This window comes from Nocardia sp. bgisy134, assembly GCF_057708325.1.
Genome location: NZ_JBYIRW010000002.1, coordinates 371,732 through 392,973, shown reverse-complemented (window position 1 = coordinate 392,973; position 21,242 = coordinate 371,732). Strand labels below are relative to the sequence as shown.

Sequence of the window (21,242 nt, the reverse complement as noted above, 5' to 3'; positions counted from 1 at the left end):
TTCCCCGCGTCCGGCGCGACGTCACCGTCCTCGACCTGGTGCCAGCCCGCGCGCTGCGCCAGCGATTTCAGCAGCATCACGCCACTGATGTCGTCACCCGCCGGTTCGACCGGTAATTGTGAACTGCCATCGGTCATTTCGACACTGATCGAGCGATCGCCGACCGGCCCGGACACCCGCACCTCGAGCGTCCCGTCCCCATCGGTATGCGCCCGGGCGTTGCGCGCCAGTTCCTCGGCCAGCAGGCCGGAGGAGACCACATCCTCCGACACCCGCCAGCCGGGCATCAGCAGCGGCGTCAACCGGCCCGCCAGCTCGATATCCGCCGGACTGTCCTGCCGCACCGGCATTTCCAGGCTGATGGCGGGGTTGCCGGGGGCGCCGTTCACGGTGACGACGATGGCGCTGTCGCTGCCCTCCGGTGTCATCGCGACGCGGACGCGTCCGCCCGTCGGCGAATCGGAGGTCTCGACCTCCACCTGTCCGCCCGCGCGCAGGACATCCACCAGCACCGCGGCGACCACCGGCACGGAGGCGGTGTCGCCGCGGGCGTCCAGCACTTCGGATACCCGGGCCAGAGCGGCGGCGACGTCCGGATCGGCGCCCGGCGGTCCTTGCGCCACGGCCTCGTCGGCACCGATGTTGTAGGCGGGCCGCACCGCTGGATCGGACGGGAAGGAGTCGAGGGGGCGGACCGGTTTGCCCGCGTCGTCGAAGACGATGCCGGACAGCGCCACAACGCCCGGTCGGGTCGAACCCCACTGGTAGGCGCGCCAGGTCTTGGTGCGTGGGTCGAACTCCATGATAATGCCGTTACGCATGGCCATGACGTAGGCGTGCGCGCCGATGCCATTGGCGTCGGGACCGGCGTAGTGCTCGACGACCAGGATCTCCGACGCCGGATCGCGGCCGTCGAGCAGGCGAAGGGCGATCGCGTCGCGGGAGGTCAGGCGTTCCAGACGGCCACCGGCGTGCAGTTCGGCCTCGTCGGCGGTGCGCCCCACGAGGCCCGGCGGTTCCGTGAACGGCAGGATGTTGCGGTCCGGCTTGCCGCGGCCGATCGCGTTCAGCGACTCGTCCAGGCAGTCGTTGTCGGTGATCTCGGTCTGGTCGGCCGGTGCGTGGGCCTGCGTGCCGTCCGGCGCCGGCACACCGCGGACGGTCGCGGCGTCGCGGGCCGCGGTGATGTGCGCGATGGTCGCCAGACCCTCTGTGGGCGTGTGGGTTTCGGGGTCGGCGAAACCGAACCAGCGCAGGTGGGCCTGCTCGGCGGGGTTGTCGACGGCGGCCGCGGGCAACGCTTGCGCGGGCAGGTCGGTGGCCGAGAGCAACTGGATCTTGGCGCCCATTAGCGCCCGCACGCCATTCCGCAGGAATCGCGCGGTTCGGGTCTGCCCGGCGAGCATCCGGACGTCGAGCCCGGCCAGGAGCTGACGGACCCGCATGGTTGTCCACTGGGCGGGTGTGGCGGGTGCCAGGAACACCGACCCGGGCGGCAGCCCGAGCCGCGCGGGCGACGGCACGCGATCCAGCGAGTCCGGGTTCAGCGAGATCATGGTGGCGAGCTGTCCGGACAGCCCGTGGTTCTCGTTCGCCCTGGCCGCGACGGCGACGTCGGTGCCCATGGCGATGAGATGGTTCTGCGGCATCACCGCGTCGGTCTCGCCGGCCATGAGGTTGTGGTAGGCCCGCACCGCGTTGTAGGTGCCGATGCGATGACGCAACGCTTGCTGCGCATGCGATCCGGAGTCGCCGAGGCGTCCGATCACCGCGACCGAGCCGCCACCGGCCTCGGCGGCGACAGCCTCGTAGAGGTTCACCATCGAGTACAGGTACTTGTCGGCCTCGGCCGGGTCGGTGTCCTGGCCGAACTCCACCCAGAACACGTGGTCGGCGGAATCCACCGGGCCGACTGAGAATTCGGCCATACCGCGGCCGTTCGCGACATTCGACTGGGCCGACCGGATCTGCACCTGCGGCGGGGTCAGCGGCGCACGGACCTGCGCGGCCACCTGCACACCGCGATACAACCCCTTCCAGATCGACTCGGCGTCGTAGAGCAGCGCCGCATCCTGGGGCCCCAGGTCGAGCTGATCGCCGAGCCGGGCGACGGTGCCGCGCAGCACATGCTGGTGTGCACGGTCGCGCACGCGGGCGGGCAGCCCCTCGGCATTGGCCATGGACCTCGGGTAGTCGTACAGCATCCGCAGCTGCTGGTCTGAGGTCAGCCCCGCCCACCACTGGGCGAGCCGCAGCGCGTGCTGGGGGCTTTGATCGCCGACCAGCAGGGTCGAAATCTCGATGCTCTCCCCGAAAGCCCCGAAAACATTGTGCGCGTGCCGAAGCAGGCGCACCGCCTCGGCTCCCTCTTCCGCGTCCGGGATCGGTCCGTCGAGCTCCCGCAGGGTGGACGGGGCACCCCACGGGGCGTTGTCGGGCGCTTCCAGCGGTCGGTTGCGATTGCCGACTGGGCCGTCGGGGTAGCTCGGTGCGGTCGCATCGGCGGAAATAACGTCCGGCGTGCGGTATTCGGTGTTCGCCTGCCAGCCTGCCGGCGTCTCGGTCACGGTGATGCCGAGACCGGCGGCGATCAACGCGAGCTTGCGCTGGACGGTGTTCGGGGCGTGAGTCACCGTGTCGGCGAAGCCGTGGCGCACATCGATGGGTTGCGGACCGATCGGGCCGCCCGCGACGCGCTGTGCGGCGAACTCCTCCACCGAAACGCCGATGCCCAAGCGGCTGAACAGGGTCCGGCTCACGCCCGGTGGGCGGCCGTCCGCCCAGGCCACCAGCTCGCCGGAGCTCGACACGACGTAGACCGGCGCGCCGAAGCTTTCGGCCTGCTCGGCCTCGATGTCGAGCTCGGCGGCGACGGCGTCACCGAATCCGAATTCCGTTGCGCTCCCGATCGGTCCGGTGCCCGCCGGGTCGATCAGCGTGACCGCTTCGATCAGGCGGGTCGCGGGATCGACGCTGGCGAGTCGACCCTCGACGAAACCGCCTCGGGCTCCGGCGGCGTTGGCGATGAGCGCGCCGGTGCGGTGTCCGAACAGGTAGTTCGACGGTAGTCCGAGCTCGTCCGCCTCGGAGCGGTACGAGTCGGCGTCGTCCCGCTGGGCACTGTCCAGCTCGGCGCCGTCCAGCTCCAAGCCGTTGTGCCCCCGGCCCGCGTGGAACGCCGCGACGTCGCGGAGCAGCAGGTTCCCGGCCTGCGCGGTGCGCGCGGCCACGGTCTCCGGGCGGATGCCGAGATCCTGGTCGGTACCGACCCAGGCGATCACCGCGACCGCGTCCTTGTCCGCCCCCACCTGGTTGCGCAACGTCCGCGCGGTCACGTCGTAGTGGTTGCGCGCCGCGAGCAGGACCGGATCGAGGTCGCCCAGGCCGGTGCCCGCATCGGGCACGATCCAGCTCACCGACCGCGCGGTGGCGAGCTTGCCGTAGCCGATCAGGGCCCGGCCCGCACCGTAGGACAGCAACTGGACCTGCGGCGGTCGCAGCGAGCGGTGCACGGTGCGTGCCAAAGCCTCGGCGCGCAACAGGGATCGGGCGGTGCCGTGCAGGTCGGCGAGCCGCGCGCGCTGCGACGGAGTCAGCTCGCTGTCGGCAATCGCAGCGAGTTGGCGGATCTCTCGGGCCAGCGCGATCCGGTTGGCGTAGTCGCGCAGGCTGTTTCGCAGTTCGTCGTGCGTCACCGGCACGTCGGTGGACAGGCCGTCGGTGTTGCCGATCACCTCCGGGTGCACCCGCAGCAGCACGTCCTGATCGGTCGGTGACAGCGAGGTCCAGTAGGCGAAGTTCTCGGCGGTCAGCAGGCGCGCTTCGGCGACCGGATCCGGCGACACCTGCTCCGGATGCAGCAGCACCGCTGGATCCGTGCCGCGCCCGGACGGGTGCATGGCGAGCAGTTCGGTGGCGCGTTGCCGGTCGGCCTCCGTGAAGCCGGGGTCCTTCGGGAACACGCGGCGGTCGTCCAGGGCGACGGCGGGCGCCGGATCCATCTGGGCGATGAGCGCGCCGGTCCGGGTGTCCGGGTCGACGGGGTGATCAGCGTTGGGCTGCAACGGTTTTCCGTCGACGTCGTAGCCGATTGCGGTCGTCGACACCACATCCGGAGTGGATTCGTTCCAGAGGTATGGGCGCCACGCGCCGTTGTCGACGTTCGGGTCGCTCATCATGAGTCGACCGCCTTCGCGGACCATGTTCCCGTTCTCGTCGACATTGGCCAGCAGGACCATGTGGGCCACGTTGTCGTACCCGTAGGTCACGACGACCAGCGACGCGGTCATCGGATTCGCCGGATCGGCGAGCTGATGGGCGATCGAGTCCCGGTCCGGGTGCACCCGCAGGCGGCCGCGCCCGTAGAACTCCGCCTCGTCGGCACTGCGCCCGGCCAACCCGACGCCGTCGTCGGGCGGGTCGACATCCAGGCCCAGGTCGTCGTGCCCGGTGCGCAGCGACACGTCGACGCAGTTGCCGAAATGCCCGTCGTACCAGGTGCCGCCCCACGGCTGGGCCGGTGACGGATCCAGGCGGTACAGCTCCTGCGGGTTCAGCTCATTCGAGATCAGCTCCGCGTTGCCGCGCCCCAGGTCCTCCTCGAGCTCGACGATCCGTCCGCTCGCCGGATCGATCGGCATGTACACGTTCGTGGAGTCCAGCGCCGTCGGATCCGACATGCCGGGCCGGTGCTCGTCGAAGGTGACCTCGCCGATCCGGCCCGCGGCGATCCGGCCGAAATTGCGCAGCGCCTCGGTCGGATTCCCGGTGCGGGGGTCGTAGTCGAAGTAGCTGCTGCGCACCAGATCCGGGTGATGGTAATCCTCGGCGGAGGAGATCTCCGCGGCCACCCGCTTGGCGCCGAAGGCCGCCGTCGCCGGGTCCATGCCGGTGCCGTACCCGGTGTACCGGCCCTGGGCGCCGGGAACATCGGCGCCGAGCCAGGTCTGCTGGTCCCTGGAAGTTGCCGCGACATAGACATTTTCGGGATTGATGCCGGTTTCGGCGGCGTGCGCGAGCGGGAGGCCCGAGGAGCCGACGATCACGAGATCGGTGACCTGGGCGTCCGCGCCCGGGAGCGTCGACCACGCGGTGGCGGCGATGAGCGAGCCCGCGCTGTCCAGGGCGAAGACGTGCGTGTCCGGTGCCGGCGTGCTCGCCTGCGCGCGAACGGCGTTGATCGCCGAAAGATCCCGGGCGAGCAACTGTCCGTCGGCGGCCACGGAGTCGCCGTAGCCGCGCCAGGCGATGACCGCGTACTCGCGGTCGGCGTCCGCCAGGACCGCGGAGTCGAACAGCTGCGTCGCGTGAATCAGATTGTCCGGCACCGTGGTAGCCGTCACCTGCACGGTGTCGGGAGCCGACACCATGGTGGACACCGAATCGGCGGTCTCGAGGTTGCCGAAGGTGACGACGCTACGCACCTGTCCGTCCAGCGACGGCGTGTAGGTCCGCAGGTTCACCGCGGGTGAGCCGGGGAGGTCCTCGCTATTCGCCACCATCTCCAGCAGGTCGAAATGCAGCTCCGACAGAGACTTCCACAGTTTCTCGGCGGCGGGCGACACGTTCGCGCCCAAGGCCAGCAGCGCGCGTCGGTCGTTTTCCAGCAGGTCCAGGTTGACCTGACCCCGCACCGGCTCGGGAATGCCGTCGGCCTGGCCGACCTCGCGCGGCGCCAGTTTGATCAGCACCGCCTGCTCGGCCGGATCCAGTGCGTCCCACCACTGGCGGTTGCGGGTCGCGAGGTCGCCGGATTCGCCGAGCAGATCGGTGTACTGCTGCTCGGGGTGCAGCAGGATGCTCGCGTCGGCGTCGGCGCCCAAGCGGGACAGCGCGTTCCGCACCAGCGCCTGTTCATCGGGTGTGCCCTCTGGCGGCGTCCAGAGGGTAGGCGGAGCGCGGTCCCCGTTCGAGTCTGGATCGGTGGCGCCGATCGCGAACTCCGGATGCGCGGCCGGGTCGGCGGGGAACTCGCTGATGGGGCGCAACGGATTTCCGGCACGGTCGAAGGCGATGCCCGACATCGCCACCGCGTCCGACCCGGCCTCGCCCCGCACGAACGGCCGCCATGCGCCGTTGTTGTCGTTCAGGTCGCGCACCACGATCCGGCCGCCTCGGTTGGCCATCACGTAGGCGTGCGCGCCGATACCGTTCGCGTCGGCGGCGGCATAGTGATCGACCAGGATCGTGATCGACAGCGGGTCGTGCGGGTCCGCTAGGCGGGCGGCCACCTCGTTCCGGCTGCCGAACAGCTGCAACCGTCCCTTGGTCCGCTCCTCCAGCTGTGTGCCGGTCCGCCCGCGCAGGCCGGGCTCATCGGTGAACGACTGTACGATCGTGCTGCCGGTTTCCGAGATCACCGTGTCGACAGCATCATCCGCGCAGCGCTGCGGTGGTGCGTCGGACGACATCGCGGCCGCCTGGCCAGTACCCAGCGGGTCGTCGAACCCGTGCCCGCCATCGACGACTGTATCGTCGGCGGTCCGCGTCATGCCCGGGCCCCGCGGTGCCGGTGGCTGCGCACCGGCCGAGGAATCGGCGCTGGGCGCGCTCTCCGTGCGAGCGAGGTTCTCCGTTGGCGCGAAGGCTTTCCGGAGCAGCTCTCCTGTCACCGCGACGATCCGGTGAACCTCATCCGGCGATTTCCCGACTTGGACGCTCACCTTTTCGACGGCGAGCCCGTGGCCGAAGTGCAGCGCCGCCACGCGCTGCGCCAACTCCGGATCCGGGAGATCCGCGACCGCCCGGCGCACCGTCTGTTCGAACTCCACGTCGGTGAACGCTGCCTCGTTCTCCGCGATCTCGGGCTGACGGTCACCCGGAGGGGTGTCATCGAGCGAAAACGTATACTGCGCCATCAGAACTCGGGCTTCGGCGACCTTGGCCGGATCGAGATTCAGCGCTTCCGCGACAGCGGCGTTATCCGGTTCGCGCCCGTCCACCTGAAGCCGCCGTGCGATGTGTGTGTCGACTGCGATGAGCAACTTGCGAGTGGCTTGGTCGACGTTCGGGAACTTCTGCTCGAAATGGGCGTCGAGCATAGCGCCGCGAACGCTGGCCCAGGCGTGGGTGGAGAAGCGACCTCCGCCCGGCGCGAAGTTCACGATTGCTCGATAGACCGCGATGCTGGCTCGTTGTGTCAGGTGCCCGACCTCGCCGAGGTGCCCCCAGCGTCGTGCCATCGTCTCCGCGATCCACGCGTACTTTTCGAATATCTCGTCCCGGATGGCCAGTTCCTCCGCCGATCCCGGTTTGGTCGCGACGAGGCTCCAGAACAGGTCGTGTTCGGCCTGATCGACCACGGGGACATCCGTGCGCGTGTAGTACTTCAGGACCGCCCGCTCCAGGAAGTCGGCTGGGACGCTCAGACCGTCACGAACCTGGCGCAGCGAACGCAGGCGTAGCCGTCTGTGCGCCTCGTTCATGCTCGTGTAGCTGGTGTCGATGCGGGCGGCGAATTCCTCCAGTGTCAATCGGTTGTAGAACCGCACCGCTTTCAGCCAGCCACCCACCGAATCGAAGTCCGCGGGATCGGGGAGGGATTCTCCCCGCGGATCCATCCGGTAGCTGTAGCCATTGGGAAGGGCATGTCCCCACGCATCGGCGAAAGCATTCCAGGAACCGGCGCGATGCAGCGCGCGATCGTAGATCTCGAGCAGGTCCAACTCGCGGAGTGCGTGGGAGCTTCCGGATTCGTAGAGCGCGATGCTGCGCACACTCATGCCGACGATGCGTTCTTTGGCCGTCAGGCTGAGGTTGTTCAGACGACCGAGTTCGGCCAGGTACTCGCCGAACGAGGAGTGTGCCTCCGGATTCGGATAGGTCAGACCCTCACCCCGAAGTCGCTCGGCGACCACATGCGCCGCCCGACCCAGCCGGATGTTCACCGCAGCCGGAGAAACGGTAGGCCCGAGTGACTTCGCCACCTCGGTCGGGGACATTCCCTGCACGACGCGTAGCTGAACGACCTCGATATCTGCTGCATTGAGCTTCAGCTCTCGCCCCAGATCGGCGAGCGTCTGCTGTAGATCCATCGGATGCTTGCGCTGGACCTGTCGGACCAGCGTCAGGTCCGGGCCTGACGCTCTGTTGCCCGCTCCGGTGAGCCAGGCAGCGAGTGTTCCAACAGCCCGCTCGTAGGACCGGCGCACCTGCGCGACCTCGATATCGAGCTCCGCGGCTATCTCGACGTGCGACATGCCCTGGACCGCGCGCAACCGGAAGACGTTCTTCTGCCTCGGACTGGGCAGCTCACGGACCAGACGCCGAAGTTGGGAGCGACCGATGTGCGTCTGCTGCGCATCTCGGACGATCTGCCCGGGAGTGCGCTGCGCCCGTGCGCTCGTGCCATCGATGACGTCTCGCAAGAAGTCCGATGCCTCGCCCGGATCGCGTTGGTTCACGCTCTGATACAGCGCTGCCTGCGGGTCGTCGGACTGCAACCAGGCAAGGCGCGCCTTGCCGCGGCGCTCGATGCCCTGCACCTGTGTCGCGGACATCTCCAGCGCGGCCGCCACCTCGGCCTGGGACAGATCCGCGTCACGAAGTCGCAGCACCCACTGCTCTTGGTACGGCAGCCGCGCGAGGTCGGCCGCGTACTTCTCTGGTTGCTCGGCACGAGCAGTCGCGAGCGCTGCGCGCACCTCATCCGGGCTCAGCGCGTGATCTCCGGTGACCTGCGCGAGCGCCCGCTGTAGTGCGCGACTCTGGGTGGTGCGCTGGCCCGGTGTATTGCCCAGAGCAGCAGCGACCTCCGCGGCGGATTTCCGTTCGAGCACCCGCATGCGTACAACCATCTGATCCGTCTGCGACAACTCGGCCATGGCGGTGCGCACATCATCAGGACGGGCTTGGAGCAACTGTCCCAACACATCGGTGGAGCGACCATCGATCGCATTGCGCGACTCTCCGGACAACAGCTTCAACAGGCGCGGGAGGTTCCGGCGCTGCATTGCGTTGAGGGTGTTCTTGTTCCCCCCGCTTTCCGCGGCGATCTGCGCGACCGACATACCGTCGACAAAGCGCTTCTGAATGAAATCAGCGAAAACGGGCGACATTTGTCGCGCGAGCTCGAGCACTCTGTCCCGGTCGGCGTCGACAGCCGCCTGCACCTGGACCATGTCCTGGCCCAGAGTACGTTTGGCCGCTCGACCTGGAGCCTGGAACGCCTGCACCTCGTGCGGCCCCTCGGGGTCGTAGGCGAAGAACGTCCCCGGGTCGCGGCCCTTCCGCGGCTTGCGTACCGGACGGTCCAGTGCATCGGCGTCGGTGACCGGCTGGGCCACCGCTCCCGGATGCTGTTGTGGCGCAGGCGAGTCCGGAGCCGAGGATTGCCGTATGGCGCCACGGATCGAGGTGCTCCATTCGGTGCCGAGATCACCGATGAGCAGCGTCGCCATTCGCGCGTAGGCGCGACGTTGCAGACTCTGGATCGCGGACGTGGGCTTCCCGAGCGCAGCGCCGATGGCCACGTGTTTGCGACCCTCGAAGATACGCAGTGTGATGAACTGCTGCTCCAGCTCGGTGAGCCCGGACAGGTTGCGCCGCAGCGCCTCCCGTGGAGCGGCCGAAACCAGTGCGGCGGATTCCGGATCGGTCAGAACAGGACTCCCGGCCAACTCGCCGGCCAATTTCCGCACGGCTTCGCCGAAGATGCGGTCGACGGACTTCACGCTGAGCGGGTGCATGGCCTCAGCCGCTTCAGCACGCGTCATGCCCCGGACTATCCGCAGTCGCACAATGCGCTTTTCGTTGGCATTGAGCACCTGCATCGCCCGGGACAGTGCTTTCTTGTTCGTCCGCTGGGTCTCCTGTACCAGCTTCAAAGCATTGCCTGGTTTTCCGGACGGTATCGGGTCGGGGCCGCCGGACAGCATGCTGGCCAGCTTCGGAACGACCCGGTACTGCGTAGTCCACAACGCGCCCTGTTTGCGCCCGATCAGCGCGGCGATCTCAGGGATGCTCAGGCCCTGTCCGAACCGGAGCTCGACGAATTCCTTTGTCGCGGGCGAAAGCTTCGCCGCGGCTGCCAGCACGGCATCTCGGTTGGCCGGGTTTCTGACCAACAGCATCGCGGGGCTGCTGTCGACGGAGTTCGGCTCCGCGGTCGTCGCGCTCTCGGGTCCTTCGTCGGCTTCCGCCACGTCGACGGCCGAGTCGGCGGCGGTGACGGCTTCCGGTGCGCCGTTGACGAGCCAGTCCGCCAGTTGCCGCGCGGCGTGGTTGCGCTGCTGGCGTACGCCGTTCTCAGTGCCATCGATCCGAGCGGCGATCTCCGCGAGCGTGTCACCGTGCAGTACACCCTCGATGACGTGCCGTCGATTCGCGGTGAGATATCCAAGCAACGGCTCCAGTGCGGCGTGGTCTGCCTCTCGCACCGCCGCCAAAGCCTCGTCCACGGTCAGCGCTACCGTGCTGTCCGACAGTAGGTTGGCCAGCTGGTCGGCAGCTCGTTTGCGTGCTTTGCGCACCGCGTTCTCGCTGCGATGTAGTTCGGCGGCAATCTGTTCCGTCGTTTTGCCCCGCAGAGCCAATTCGATCACCGCACGACGAGCGACCGGAATTCCGGCCAGGTGACGAACGAACTCGTCGTTGCGCTCGTGGTACGCGTCCTCGACGGCCTCCCAGTTCGGGTCGGCGTCCGGACGCGGGACGCCGGTGAGCGCATCCGACAACCGCTCCACGGCCCGCTTCCTGATGTGCGAGAGCTGCGCCGGTTCCCGGCCCATCTCGGCTGCTACCGCGGGCCATTCGCGGGATTGGAGGATCCGCAGGTCGGCGAACTGCCGTTGCGCCGGGGATAGTTTCGCGATCGCTCGCTCCAACGTCCGCCGATTCCGCGGCTCCTGCGCGGCGCGCATCAAGCGCGATTCCGGATTGTTCCGCTCCTCGAGCGCGGCGGCAATGGACTGGGCAAGATTCCGGATCGCCCGCTTCTCCGCGACCCGGGCGTCCGCCCTTGCCTGCTCGGAATTCAGATTCACGGCGGCGCATGCGTCCTCGAAGGACATCGCGTCGCGTACTCGCAGCATCAACCACCGGCGCTGGTCCCGCCGCAGCCCCTCCAGCCCTGCTTGTACGTCGGAACGGCTCGCCGTAGCCAACGCCTGACTCTCCGGACCGTTCTCCGACAGGTGCGGCGCGACCGCGTGCAATTGGTCGCGCAGCCGCTGCCGGAAGCTGTCGAACCAGCGTTCCTCGGCCACCTTTGCTCGGTCCGTGGTGGCCGAAGCTTGCTTCGGCCCGACCGCGTGCCCCGAGCTGTCTCCGTCCGGATTGTTCCCGGTGACGATGCCCGGATCGAATCGGCCCGATGGGTTCCCGACGCCCATAGCCGCGGTATCGGGCGTGTCCGCATCCATCGCGCGGCCCCCACCCTGCGGACGCGGATCGGGCCCGTCCGGGCCGGGGCTCGGATCGACCGGCGATCCGCCCTCAGGACCATCGTCGGGGTCCGCCCGAGGACGGTCGTCGCCAACCACGTTGTCGACCATGCCCGGCAGTCCGCCACGGTACGGCCAGGTGTCGCCGGTGATCTTGCCGTTGTCCTTGATCTCGGTGAACCTGTCCACCGCGCCCTGAATGGCTTCGGGTTCGAGGCCGTCCAGGATCGCGCGCACGTCCGCCTCGGTGAGCGCGGCGACCAGCGCCATCGCATCGGGGTGGAGGTCTCGGCCCAGCACGTCGGTCACGAAGACCGACTGGGTCGCGAACTGGGCGAAGGAGTTCTCGCCCACGGGGAAGGTGGCTTCGTCGTCGGTCGATGCGACGCGACCGGACCGGGTGGTGATGATGTCGCCCACGTGGCGGTCGCGGTTGCCCGCGATGTAGTCGACGATCGCGATCATGTCGCGGGTCAGCCGGTCGTAGCCGCGTACCGCACGTCCGCTCTCCGCGCCCGGCACGTACTCCTGGAGGATGCCCGTGCCCTTGCTGCCTTCCCACAGATAGGTGGGCGGCTTGAGGTGGAACTTCAGCAGCCGGTCGAGCAGGTAGGTCTTGACCTCGCGCAGCGCGCGGCCCGAAGGCGGGATGCCCGCGGTGTCGGCGTCGCCGTGGAACGGCTTGTACACCCAGACGGTGTCGCTGCCCTCGAACGTCACGCGAATGAGTCCATGCGAGCTGAGTTCGGGGTCGGTGAAGGCCGATTCGCGAGCCGGTCCGAGGGTTCGCGGGTCGACGGGTTCGAAACTGGCCTGTTCGGAATCGGTTTCGGCATCCGCGTCCGTTTCGGAGTCGGCGTCGCCGACGTGATCTCCGTGGATGCGTCCGTTGATGCGAATCTCATCGAGCCGGTTCAGTACACCGTCGATCTGGGTCGCGGTGAGCCCACCCTGCTCGAGCAACTGCCGCAACCGCTTCGGCTCAATCGCCGCGACCTGCTCCAGCACTGCGGCGTCGATGGGCCGGAACAGCGAGGACGCGACGAAATCCGAGCTCTCCCAGAAACCCGCGAGGTAGTCCACCACACCGTGCGCGGCGCGCTGGGTTCGGGTGGCGGCGTCGAAGTCGCGGCCCGGTTCGAAATCCGGGACGAACGCGCGCAGCACGTCGCGCACGACATTGCCCGCACCCCTGGGCTTCCCGCCGCCGCCCGGCGCGGTGCCGTCCGCTCCTACGGCCTGCGGATCCAGCGGGCCGGGACGGCGCCGGTCCAGTGGGTCGTACTGCGCGAAATCCTCGGCGACCCGCATACCCTGGTCGACGAGGACTCGCAGCGCATCGTCGTTGACCGCTGCTGCGGGTTGGTAGTGCCCGCTGCTGTCGGTCATGGTGGCCAGGCGGCCCGCGTCGACCCGGATCCCGCCGACACCGGCGACCGGGCGCCCGGACAGGAACGACGAATGCCGCATCGGCTTGTCGATCAGTCCGGTCTCGGCGTAGAGATTGCCCGCTGGGTCGAGAGCGAACATCACCGTGCGGCCGCCGGTGTCGAAGAGCTGCCCATCGTGCGCGCGGTAGAGCCTGCCATCCGGTCCGATGACGATGCGCTGGGTCGCCAGCTCCGCCTCGGACAGATGGTGCACGACCGGATCGCCCCACTGGTTGCGGCGCAACTCCTCACCCACATAGCCGCGCTTGAGCTCCACGGTGGGCAGGCTGTCACCGGTCAACGGGGCCGGAATCTCCTCCGCCGCAAGCACATCGCCGACGGGCTCGTTCGATGGCGCCGACTCCGCCCGGCCCGGAGCCCGGAACGCCTGCACTTCGTGCGGGCCGTCGGGATCGTAGGCGAAGAACGTCCCCGGGTCGCGGCCCTTCCGCGGCTTGCGTACCGGACGGTCCAGTGCATCGGCGTCGGTGACCGGCTGAGCCGCCGCTGCCGGATGCTGTGGTGGCGCGGGCGAGTTCGGAGCCGAAGATTCCAGCTCGGCCAGCGCCACGAGGCGGCGATTGGTGTCGTCGGCGGCGTCGACCAACGCGTCGAGTTCCAGGAAGCGCTCGGCGGCTTCGTCGCTGTCGGGGTTGGATCGGCTCATCAACAACCGCTCGACACGGGTCGAATCCACCTGCGCGATATCGATTTCGAGTACCGGGGCCAAGACCGCGGCGGCTTCGTCGCGTTCGGTGCGCAGCCCACTGAGCACGGGCGAGTCCGGGCCGAGATCGTCGGGATCCACTTCCATTGTCTCGGCTAAGTCGTCGCGGTTCGCGCGAGCCCGATCCAGTTGGGCGCGGGCCCGGGCCGGGTCGCTCGGCAGCGATCGCACGGTATCGGTGGCAGCCGATGCGGTCGACCGACCGAGTTCCGCGGCGGCGCGGTCCGCGCCGGGAATCTCGGCGAGTTGCGTCGCGGTATCGGCGGACCAGCCCACGTTCGACGCGGCGAGCCAACCGGATACCTGGTGGTGCAGGCGGTGCAGCGCGATACCGGTCCGCAGCGGGTCCAGGCCGAGATCGATGTTGGTCAGCCGAGCACCGTTCGAGGTGATCGACAGGGTGACCTGTCCGGGTTCGCCGCGCACCGGAGACAGGCGCAATGTCACGTCCACGCCCTCGGAGATCCGCGCGACCTCGGTGACGTTCGTCCAGAAGCTGTCCCCGTATCCGGCGAACAGTGCTGTCGCTGTGGATATATCGCCGTCGATCAGCGCGTCGACAGTCGGTGCGGAGTCGACGCTGGACCAGACCGCGCCCTGGTTCTCCTGGTTGAAGTCGACGCCGGACAGGTCTACGCCGAGTCTGGTCAGTTCGTAACGCAGCTGGGCGGTGAACTTCGGGTCGGTGTTGGCGTGGGAGAAGGCCTGGGTGTACGGCTCGATCTTGGTGATCCGGCCGTCGACGATGTGCCAGACGCCGAAGCCCGCGGGTCCGGCGCTCGGATCGCCGAGGGTGCGGAACAGCTCGTAGTGGGTGGCGGCCGACGCGGTCAGGACCACGCCCGGGGCCGCACCGAGGATGAACCGGTCACCGGTACCGTGGCTGTTGTAAGGCAGTTCGGTTTCCGGGTCGAGCAGCCGCCCGTCGACGTCGACGGTCAACGCGGTGAACTGGACACTGTCGACCGAGGGCAGCGTCGCCGTGAAATCGGCGTTCAGCTCGGCGATCTCGTAGGTCGCCCGGGTCGGCGCGGTCGCAGCGTCGAGCAGCGCGTTGTAGTGCTCGGCGGCGATGACGACGGCGTTGTAGGTCAGCCAATCGCCGTATGCCGCACGAGTTTCCGTCGTAATGCCCGGCTCCGCGTAGATGTCGCGGTCCTGCATCACGGTTTCCAGCTCGGCGTCCGGGATGTTCAGCGCCTGCGCGACCTGCGCCGCGAGCTGGTCGCGTTTGGTACGCAGGTCGCCCAGTTCGGTTCCATCGGTGGACAGTTCGGCCGGGTCGGCTTCCAGCAGCGCGGCGACCTCCGCGAGGTTGTCGCGGGCGGCGTTCAGCTCGACGGCGGTCGGGGCGGGCGCGGGCGCGGCGTTCGCGAGCAAACTGTTGTAGTGCTCCGCGGCCTCCAGAGCCCCGGTGTGGGTCAGCCAGTCGGTGTACCGGCCGAGCATTTCGGGATCGGTATCCGGGTTGCCGGACAGATCCCTCTGCTCCAGTACGGTTTCCAGGTCCGCGACCGAGGTTCGCAGTGCCTGAGCCAACTCGCGGGCGAGGTCGTCGCACTTGGCGCGCAGTCGGGCCAGTTGCGGTGAACCCGTCGTCAGCGAGTCCGGATCCACGCGGAGCAGACCGGCCAACTCGGCCAGGTTCTCACGGGCCGCCGCAAGCTGGGAGTCCGGGTCCGGTTCCGCCGCCGGAATCGGCGGGAGCGCGTCGGCACACAGGTCGACGAACGCGGCCAAGTCGGGCGATCCGGTCGCCGCGGCGGCGCGCCGCAGCCCGACCACGGAATCGCCGGAGCTCTGGGCCGAGAAGTCGACCAGTTCGGCGACCGCGAGCAGCTCCGCCAGTTCCTGCTGCAAATGGGTATTGGTGTCCTGCAGGCGCTGCACGGCCACCGGGTCGAGCACCCCGGTCCGCAGCGACTCGACCTGGAGTTCCTGAGTCGCGTTGTCCCACTGCATGCGCAGGCCGATCCACCGCCGCAACAGCGGCAGCCGCCCGGCCTCCACCGCCCGCTGCCACGCCGCCGCATCCATGGCCCGCAGCTGTCCCTGCACCACATCCACGGCCTGCCGCAGCAGCCCGGGGCGCTGCATCAGCTCCGGGTCCACACCGAGGGCCTGGGCCAGATCCCGCTGTGCGGGGGACAGATCGGTAGTAACCGCGAGATCGGCCGAGGCGGATTCGGCGGCGAAGTCGGCCAGGACGAGCGCGGCGGCCGCCAGCTCGGACGCTACGGGGCGGGCGTCGGCAAGTTCCTGTGCCAACGCAGCCAGGTCGGCGATATCCGCGGGCAGCGGATCGGGACGGCCGAGCTCCGCCAGCACCCGCGAAAGGCCCTCTCGCACCGTGGCTTCCAATTCCCGGCGCGGCCCGATCGAGTCGGCGGCGGGCATGCCGTGGTCGGCGAGTAGCGCGGCCACGGCCTCGTGCTGCTGCCCCAGGAAGTACCGAAGCTGGGGATCGTCGTAGGAACTTGCCCAGGCTTGCAGGTCGGCCATATCGGCCGTGGCCGGGTCCGGTAGGTCGGTGAGAACAGGGGTCAGTGGTGCCGATGTCTCCGGCGAGGTGACCGCCTGCAGCAATTGCTCGTACTTCGCGCGATTGCGCGGCTGCCCCGGCGCGAAAGGTGCGTTCTCCCCGCCGATTTCACGATACCGCTGTTGCTCGGCCTGGAGACCGAACAGATCCACGGGGGCGAGAGCGGGTCCGTGTTCGGCGAGATTGGCCAGCCATTCGGCGTACCGGGCGCTGCCCTCCCGGACCGCGGCCACCCAGTCCGACGCAGGGATGTGCAGGGCATCGAATTCGCGGACGGCGCTGGGGAATTGCCCATTCTGCTCCAACGACCAATTCATCAGGATGCGCGACGCGCGCCCGTTGAAGTCGAGTGGGTGCAGCGACACGAACCTGCGCTGCAGCTCCGCGGCGAGTTCGAAGGGGTCGTACTCGGATCCACGCTGGGCCGCGTTGTACCAGTCGCACAATTCCTGTAGAGCCTGGTCGACCTCCGCCTGCGACGCGTAGTTCGGGTAGACGATCACGCCGTGTTCGCCGGGCCCGGCGGGCGGCGGCATGTAGGACAGTAGCGGGTTCGCCTCGATGGTGGCGATCTGGTCCGCGGTCAGCGGCGTCGACAGCACACCCATCCGCGGTGTCGGGGCACCGAACTCCATTTCCGGCGGTGCCGACATCGTCAACTGGTCGTGCATCGCGCGAATGAAGTCGACGGTCAGCTCCTGGTCCCCGTGCTGCCGGGCAACCAGCCTGGCACCCAGGTGCCCCGCCCACCTGCGCTCGCCGAGCACGGTTTCCGGCTGTGGCTGCTCGGCGATCACGGCAATGGCCAGATACCGCTCCTCGAGCAGCAGCGCCGCCTCGAGCAGCCGCCCTGCCTCGGTGTCGATACCGAGCGCGGCCAAGTTGGCCGCGATCACGGCGTCGACCGAGGAACTCGTGCCGAAGGAGACATCATCGGCGGGCGGTGCCGCGTTCGGGTCGGTGAACTCGGGGGCCAGCTGGATGGCCTGGCCGTCCTGGTACACCGTGGCCCAGAGGGCGACGGTTTGGTCGGTGCGGCCGCCGGCGAGGTCGGCGAGCGAGACCTCGGTCGTGGTGGTGCCGCTGGTGAGTTCACGGGTGCCTGCGGGTGCGGGCCGCTGGAACCATTCGCGGCCGTCGGGGTCGACCCGGTTCAGGATGACGGTGTGCCCGTTGAGCTCGAAAGTGTGCGTGCCGTCCGCATTTTCACCGATGTAGGTGAGAGCGGCGGCGTGGCCCATGGCGCCGTGACGGTCGGCGGTCGCGCGCTGTTCGAAGAGGTAGGCGGTGGTGCCGGGGCCCGAGTCGAGCAGGCCGCGCACGAGGCGGGCGTGGGCGGTGGAGTCGGCGTCGGAGACGAAGCCCTGCACCGGTGCGCCGTTGAGCTCGGGCACGATATCGCTCCACAGCACACCCGCCAATGAGGGCTCGAGCAGATCGGCGTCGGTGACGGTGGTGCCCTGCGCCTGGTTGACGAACCGCGCGGCGACCGGCACACAGTCGTTGTCGTGCTGGTCGAGGTAGTACCTGGTGCGCGGGAAGGCGCCGTCACCGTCTACCTCGACGGTGACCGCAAGCACCTGCTCGCCGGGCCTGCCGGTGACACGCGCCGAGACGTGCACCCCGCCGCGGGCCAGATCGTGGTCGTTGGTCGTGAAGGACCGGGTGGCCCGGTGGACGATGTCCTTCACCACGGCGAGCGCCTGGTCGACCTTGGCCGAGGGCCAACCGCCCATGACCGCGCGCAGCCTGCTGTCCACCCCGTCCAGGCCCTGCACGCCGTAGTACAGCGGGAGTGCGAACTGGCGGGTGCGCGCCGGATCGTTGACGTTCGGGTCCAGCCCGGAGGTGAAGTCGAGCGGGTCGGCGCGGCGGCCGGTGAGCCGCTGCCACAGCGTGCGCTTGCCCGGCAGATGCGGGCGGTTGGCGTCCCAGTCGTAGCCCGCGGCCTTGGCGGCCGCATGTGCCTGATGCCCGGTCGCCTTCGGATTGCGCGCCTGGAACTCCGCTTCGAACAGCGCGCCCTCGAGCGCGATGATGTCCTCGCGCACCGGGTGTCCGGCGATCAACCGGTTCCACATCGCGACGACGTCGGCGATCTGGTTGACCTCGGAATTGCGCAGCAGGTAGTCGCGCGCCCGGTTCAGGTTCCGCACCACCTCGTCGGGGGTGCGGGTGTTGCCCGCGTGATCACGCAGCCAGGTCGACCCGTCGGAACGCTTGGGCATGTGCGTGCCCTTGGGGTCGCGCACCCAGGCCTTGCCCGGGCCGCGCACCCAGCGCTTGGGGTCGCCGCCGGAGTAGGCGTCGGGATCCGAGAGCGCGTTGTCGACGATCTGGGCGAGCAGGCTGTCGTGCTCGTGGACGCGATTGTGTTCGAAGTCCGCGTAGGCGGCGTCGGTCTCCTGCTGAATCCGCTGGCGCGCAGAATCATTGGCGCGCCACTCAGCGGCGAGCGACTCCGGGATGTCGACGCTCTCGCCGGTGTACGGGTATGCGGTCGTGCCGTCCAGACGCGCCTGCTCGGAGTTCAGCGCCGGCTGTGCCAGCTCCTCGCGGTGCAGCGCCTGCGGGTCGGGCTGGCCGTCGTTGAACCACGCGTAGGTGCGGGTGCCACGCAACACCGGGATCAGGTGAATCCACTTGCCGTCGCGCACGGCCGGAATCCATTGCGTCACATCGGCCATGGCCTGGGCCACATGCGGATGCCGGTTCACGAAGTCCACCGACAGCGGCAGTGGGATCGACTGCCCGTGTGCGGTGTTCGCGGGCAGCCACTGGGTGGCGCGCAGGATGGTCCGACCGATCCACGGACGGTTCTGAATCAGGTTCTTCGCCCACGGATGGGTCGGTATCCGCTGGAGGATGCCGATGACCAGGATGCGGGCGTGGAACATGTTGAGGCCGACGTCCGAGCTCCAGGCGTTCACGCCCTCGGGCACGTTGTAGATCGTCTTCGAGAACGGCAAGTTCTGCGGGAACAGAAACGCCGGAACCTCACCCGGTCCGAATTCGTGCAACCCCGCCATGATCTTGTCGAAGGTCGGCACCATCGACACCTTGAACAGGAACGGCGGCTGCGGGTCGGTCCACTTCTCCTTCTCCCACTTACGCGGATGCTTGGCCGGATCCCACGAACCGGCCCGCGCGGTGAGTTCGGCATCGGTGGACGGCAACGCCACCGACTGCTGGTAGGTACCGTCGGCGTCGACCTCGATCTGACGGAACTGCACATTCACCGGAATGACCGACGATTTCGCCATGTCCAGCAGCAGGCTCACGTCCGTCTGCGGCGGCAGCGCAGCAGACAGGGCCTGGCGGTAGTCGTTGACATCGGTGTCGGTGCCGACGACCACCGTCTGCGAGTTCGTAGCCGTGGGGCTGAGCGACGGCCGCACACCCACCCGATCGGAAATCGGCAGCATGCCCAGCGCGTCCAGCGCGGCAAGCGCGGCCCGCCGCTCGGCGATCTGCTGGTCGAGGTACTCGGTGAGCTGGTTCTGTTCGGCTTCCAGCTCCTGCATATGGTTGATCAGCGCGCGCAGCTGCTGGATCTGCTGGGTGCCCGGCTCCAGCGGACCCTGGTATTCCGGGTTCAGCTGGTTGTCGTCGACGATCTGGAAGACCTCGGCCAGGGCGTTGCGTGACCTCGTGCCCGCCAGGATCTCCTGGGTCAGCGCGGCGCGCAGCTCGATCAGCGGCCCGGGCGGCGTCTTGTCGTGCAGCGCCGTCTGCGTGGCTTCCAACTGTGCCAGCGCATGCAGCGCGTCGCGCAACTTCAGCCGCAGCACAGCCAGATCCGCCTGCTTTGCGCGCGAGGACGCCCGCGTGTCAACGGGTTCCGCTTCGAGATCGCGGATGGCTCGGCGCAGCGTCTGCACCGCACCCTGGCCGCGGGTGATCTGCTCTCCGAGGGTGCGCTCGAGCTGCTGGGCCAGGTCCACCCGATCGCGTAGCGCGAACGCCGCGGTCAGGTTGTCGACCAGCTCCAGATCCTTGCGAAATTGGGCACTTTCGGTCTCGCCGCCCAGCTCGCCGTCCAGCTGTGCTTGCAAGGCGGCGACCTGCGTCCCCAGGTCCACCAGCCGCGCCCGCGTCTGCGCCTCGGTCAGGTTCAGCGTGTCCTCGTGCGCCTGCACTGCGGCGGTGCGGGCCGCTTCGGCCTCCGCCTTCGCGAGTTCCGCTGTCTCGGTGAATTCTTCGGCCCGCGTCGACAGGACCTGCGCGTCCGCAGGACGACCAGCCTCGCTCGCCTCCCGCGACTGCGCCAACAACCGCATCGATTCCGCGCGGTCCGCGCTCTCGCGAGCCAGGGCGTCGGACATCTCGGCACGCAACGCGGCAATCTGCGCGGGCGGCGGCGCGTGCGCAGGCGGCTGCCGGTGCGCGGGGACCGGCGAGTTCTGGTCCGGCGTCTGACCGATTCGCAGATCGGCGTCGGGCTGCGCGGCAGTGCGATCGCCGACGTTCTCGACGACTTCGCCGTCGCGCCAGACCACCGCCCAGGTGCTCCCGGTTTCCTCGGGGGTGGCATGGGTCAGGTCCAGCAGCGTGACGCTGTCACCAGCCGGAGTGGTGAACCAGGCCACGCCGTGATCGTCGGTGCGCTGGTAGGTGACCGGAACGCCATCGACCTCGAAGTTGTTCTCGCCCAGGTACTTCACCGCGTAGGAGTGCGCGCCCACGCCGTGGCGATCCTCGGTCGTGCGCTGATCGAGCACCCAGGCGATCGACCCGGGCCCGGCGCGATGCATCAGACCGTCGATCAGGTTGGCGTGCGCCGACATGCCGGGGTGATCGAAGCCCTCGGCCACGGCGCCGTGCAAGCTCGGCTGCGCATCGGACCACGAGATGCCCGACAGGTTGCGGGTATCCAGGGCGGGCACGGTGACGACGTTCGGCCGATCCGGGGTGTTCTGGTCGTCGGCCACCCGCGTCATCGAATCCACGAAGCAGGTGTTGATGCCGGTGTTGTACTCGCTCAGCGCCGGGTTCATGAGCACCCGCAGCGCGGGGTAGTCCCGGCCGAGCAGCGGCAGCAGGAAACCGCCGAGGCGCATGGCGATATTGGAGCCCGAGCTGTGGCCCTTCGTCGGAATCTCGCGCTCGTCGAAGGACTGCTGGAGCTGCTCGATCGGTTCGACGGCCTGGCCGTCCGGCTT

The 21,242-nt window shown here is 68.8% G+C and carries 1 protein-coding gene (cut by both window edges); it reads right to left on the bottom strand.

The whole window is internal to a sigma factor-like helix-turn-helix DNA-binding protein gene (locus tag AC3ERS_RS05390; protein ID WP_431964088.1) on the bottom strand: the coding sequence, 53,070 nt in all, runs 14,830 nt past the left edge and 16,998 nt past the right edge, and what appears here is coding positions 16,999–38,240, spanning codon 5,667 (complete) through codon 12,747 (partial); the first complete codon in reading order (the gene reads right to left) occupies positions 21,240–21,242. Both the start codon and the stop codon lie outside the window.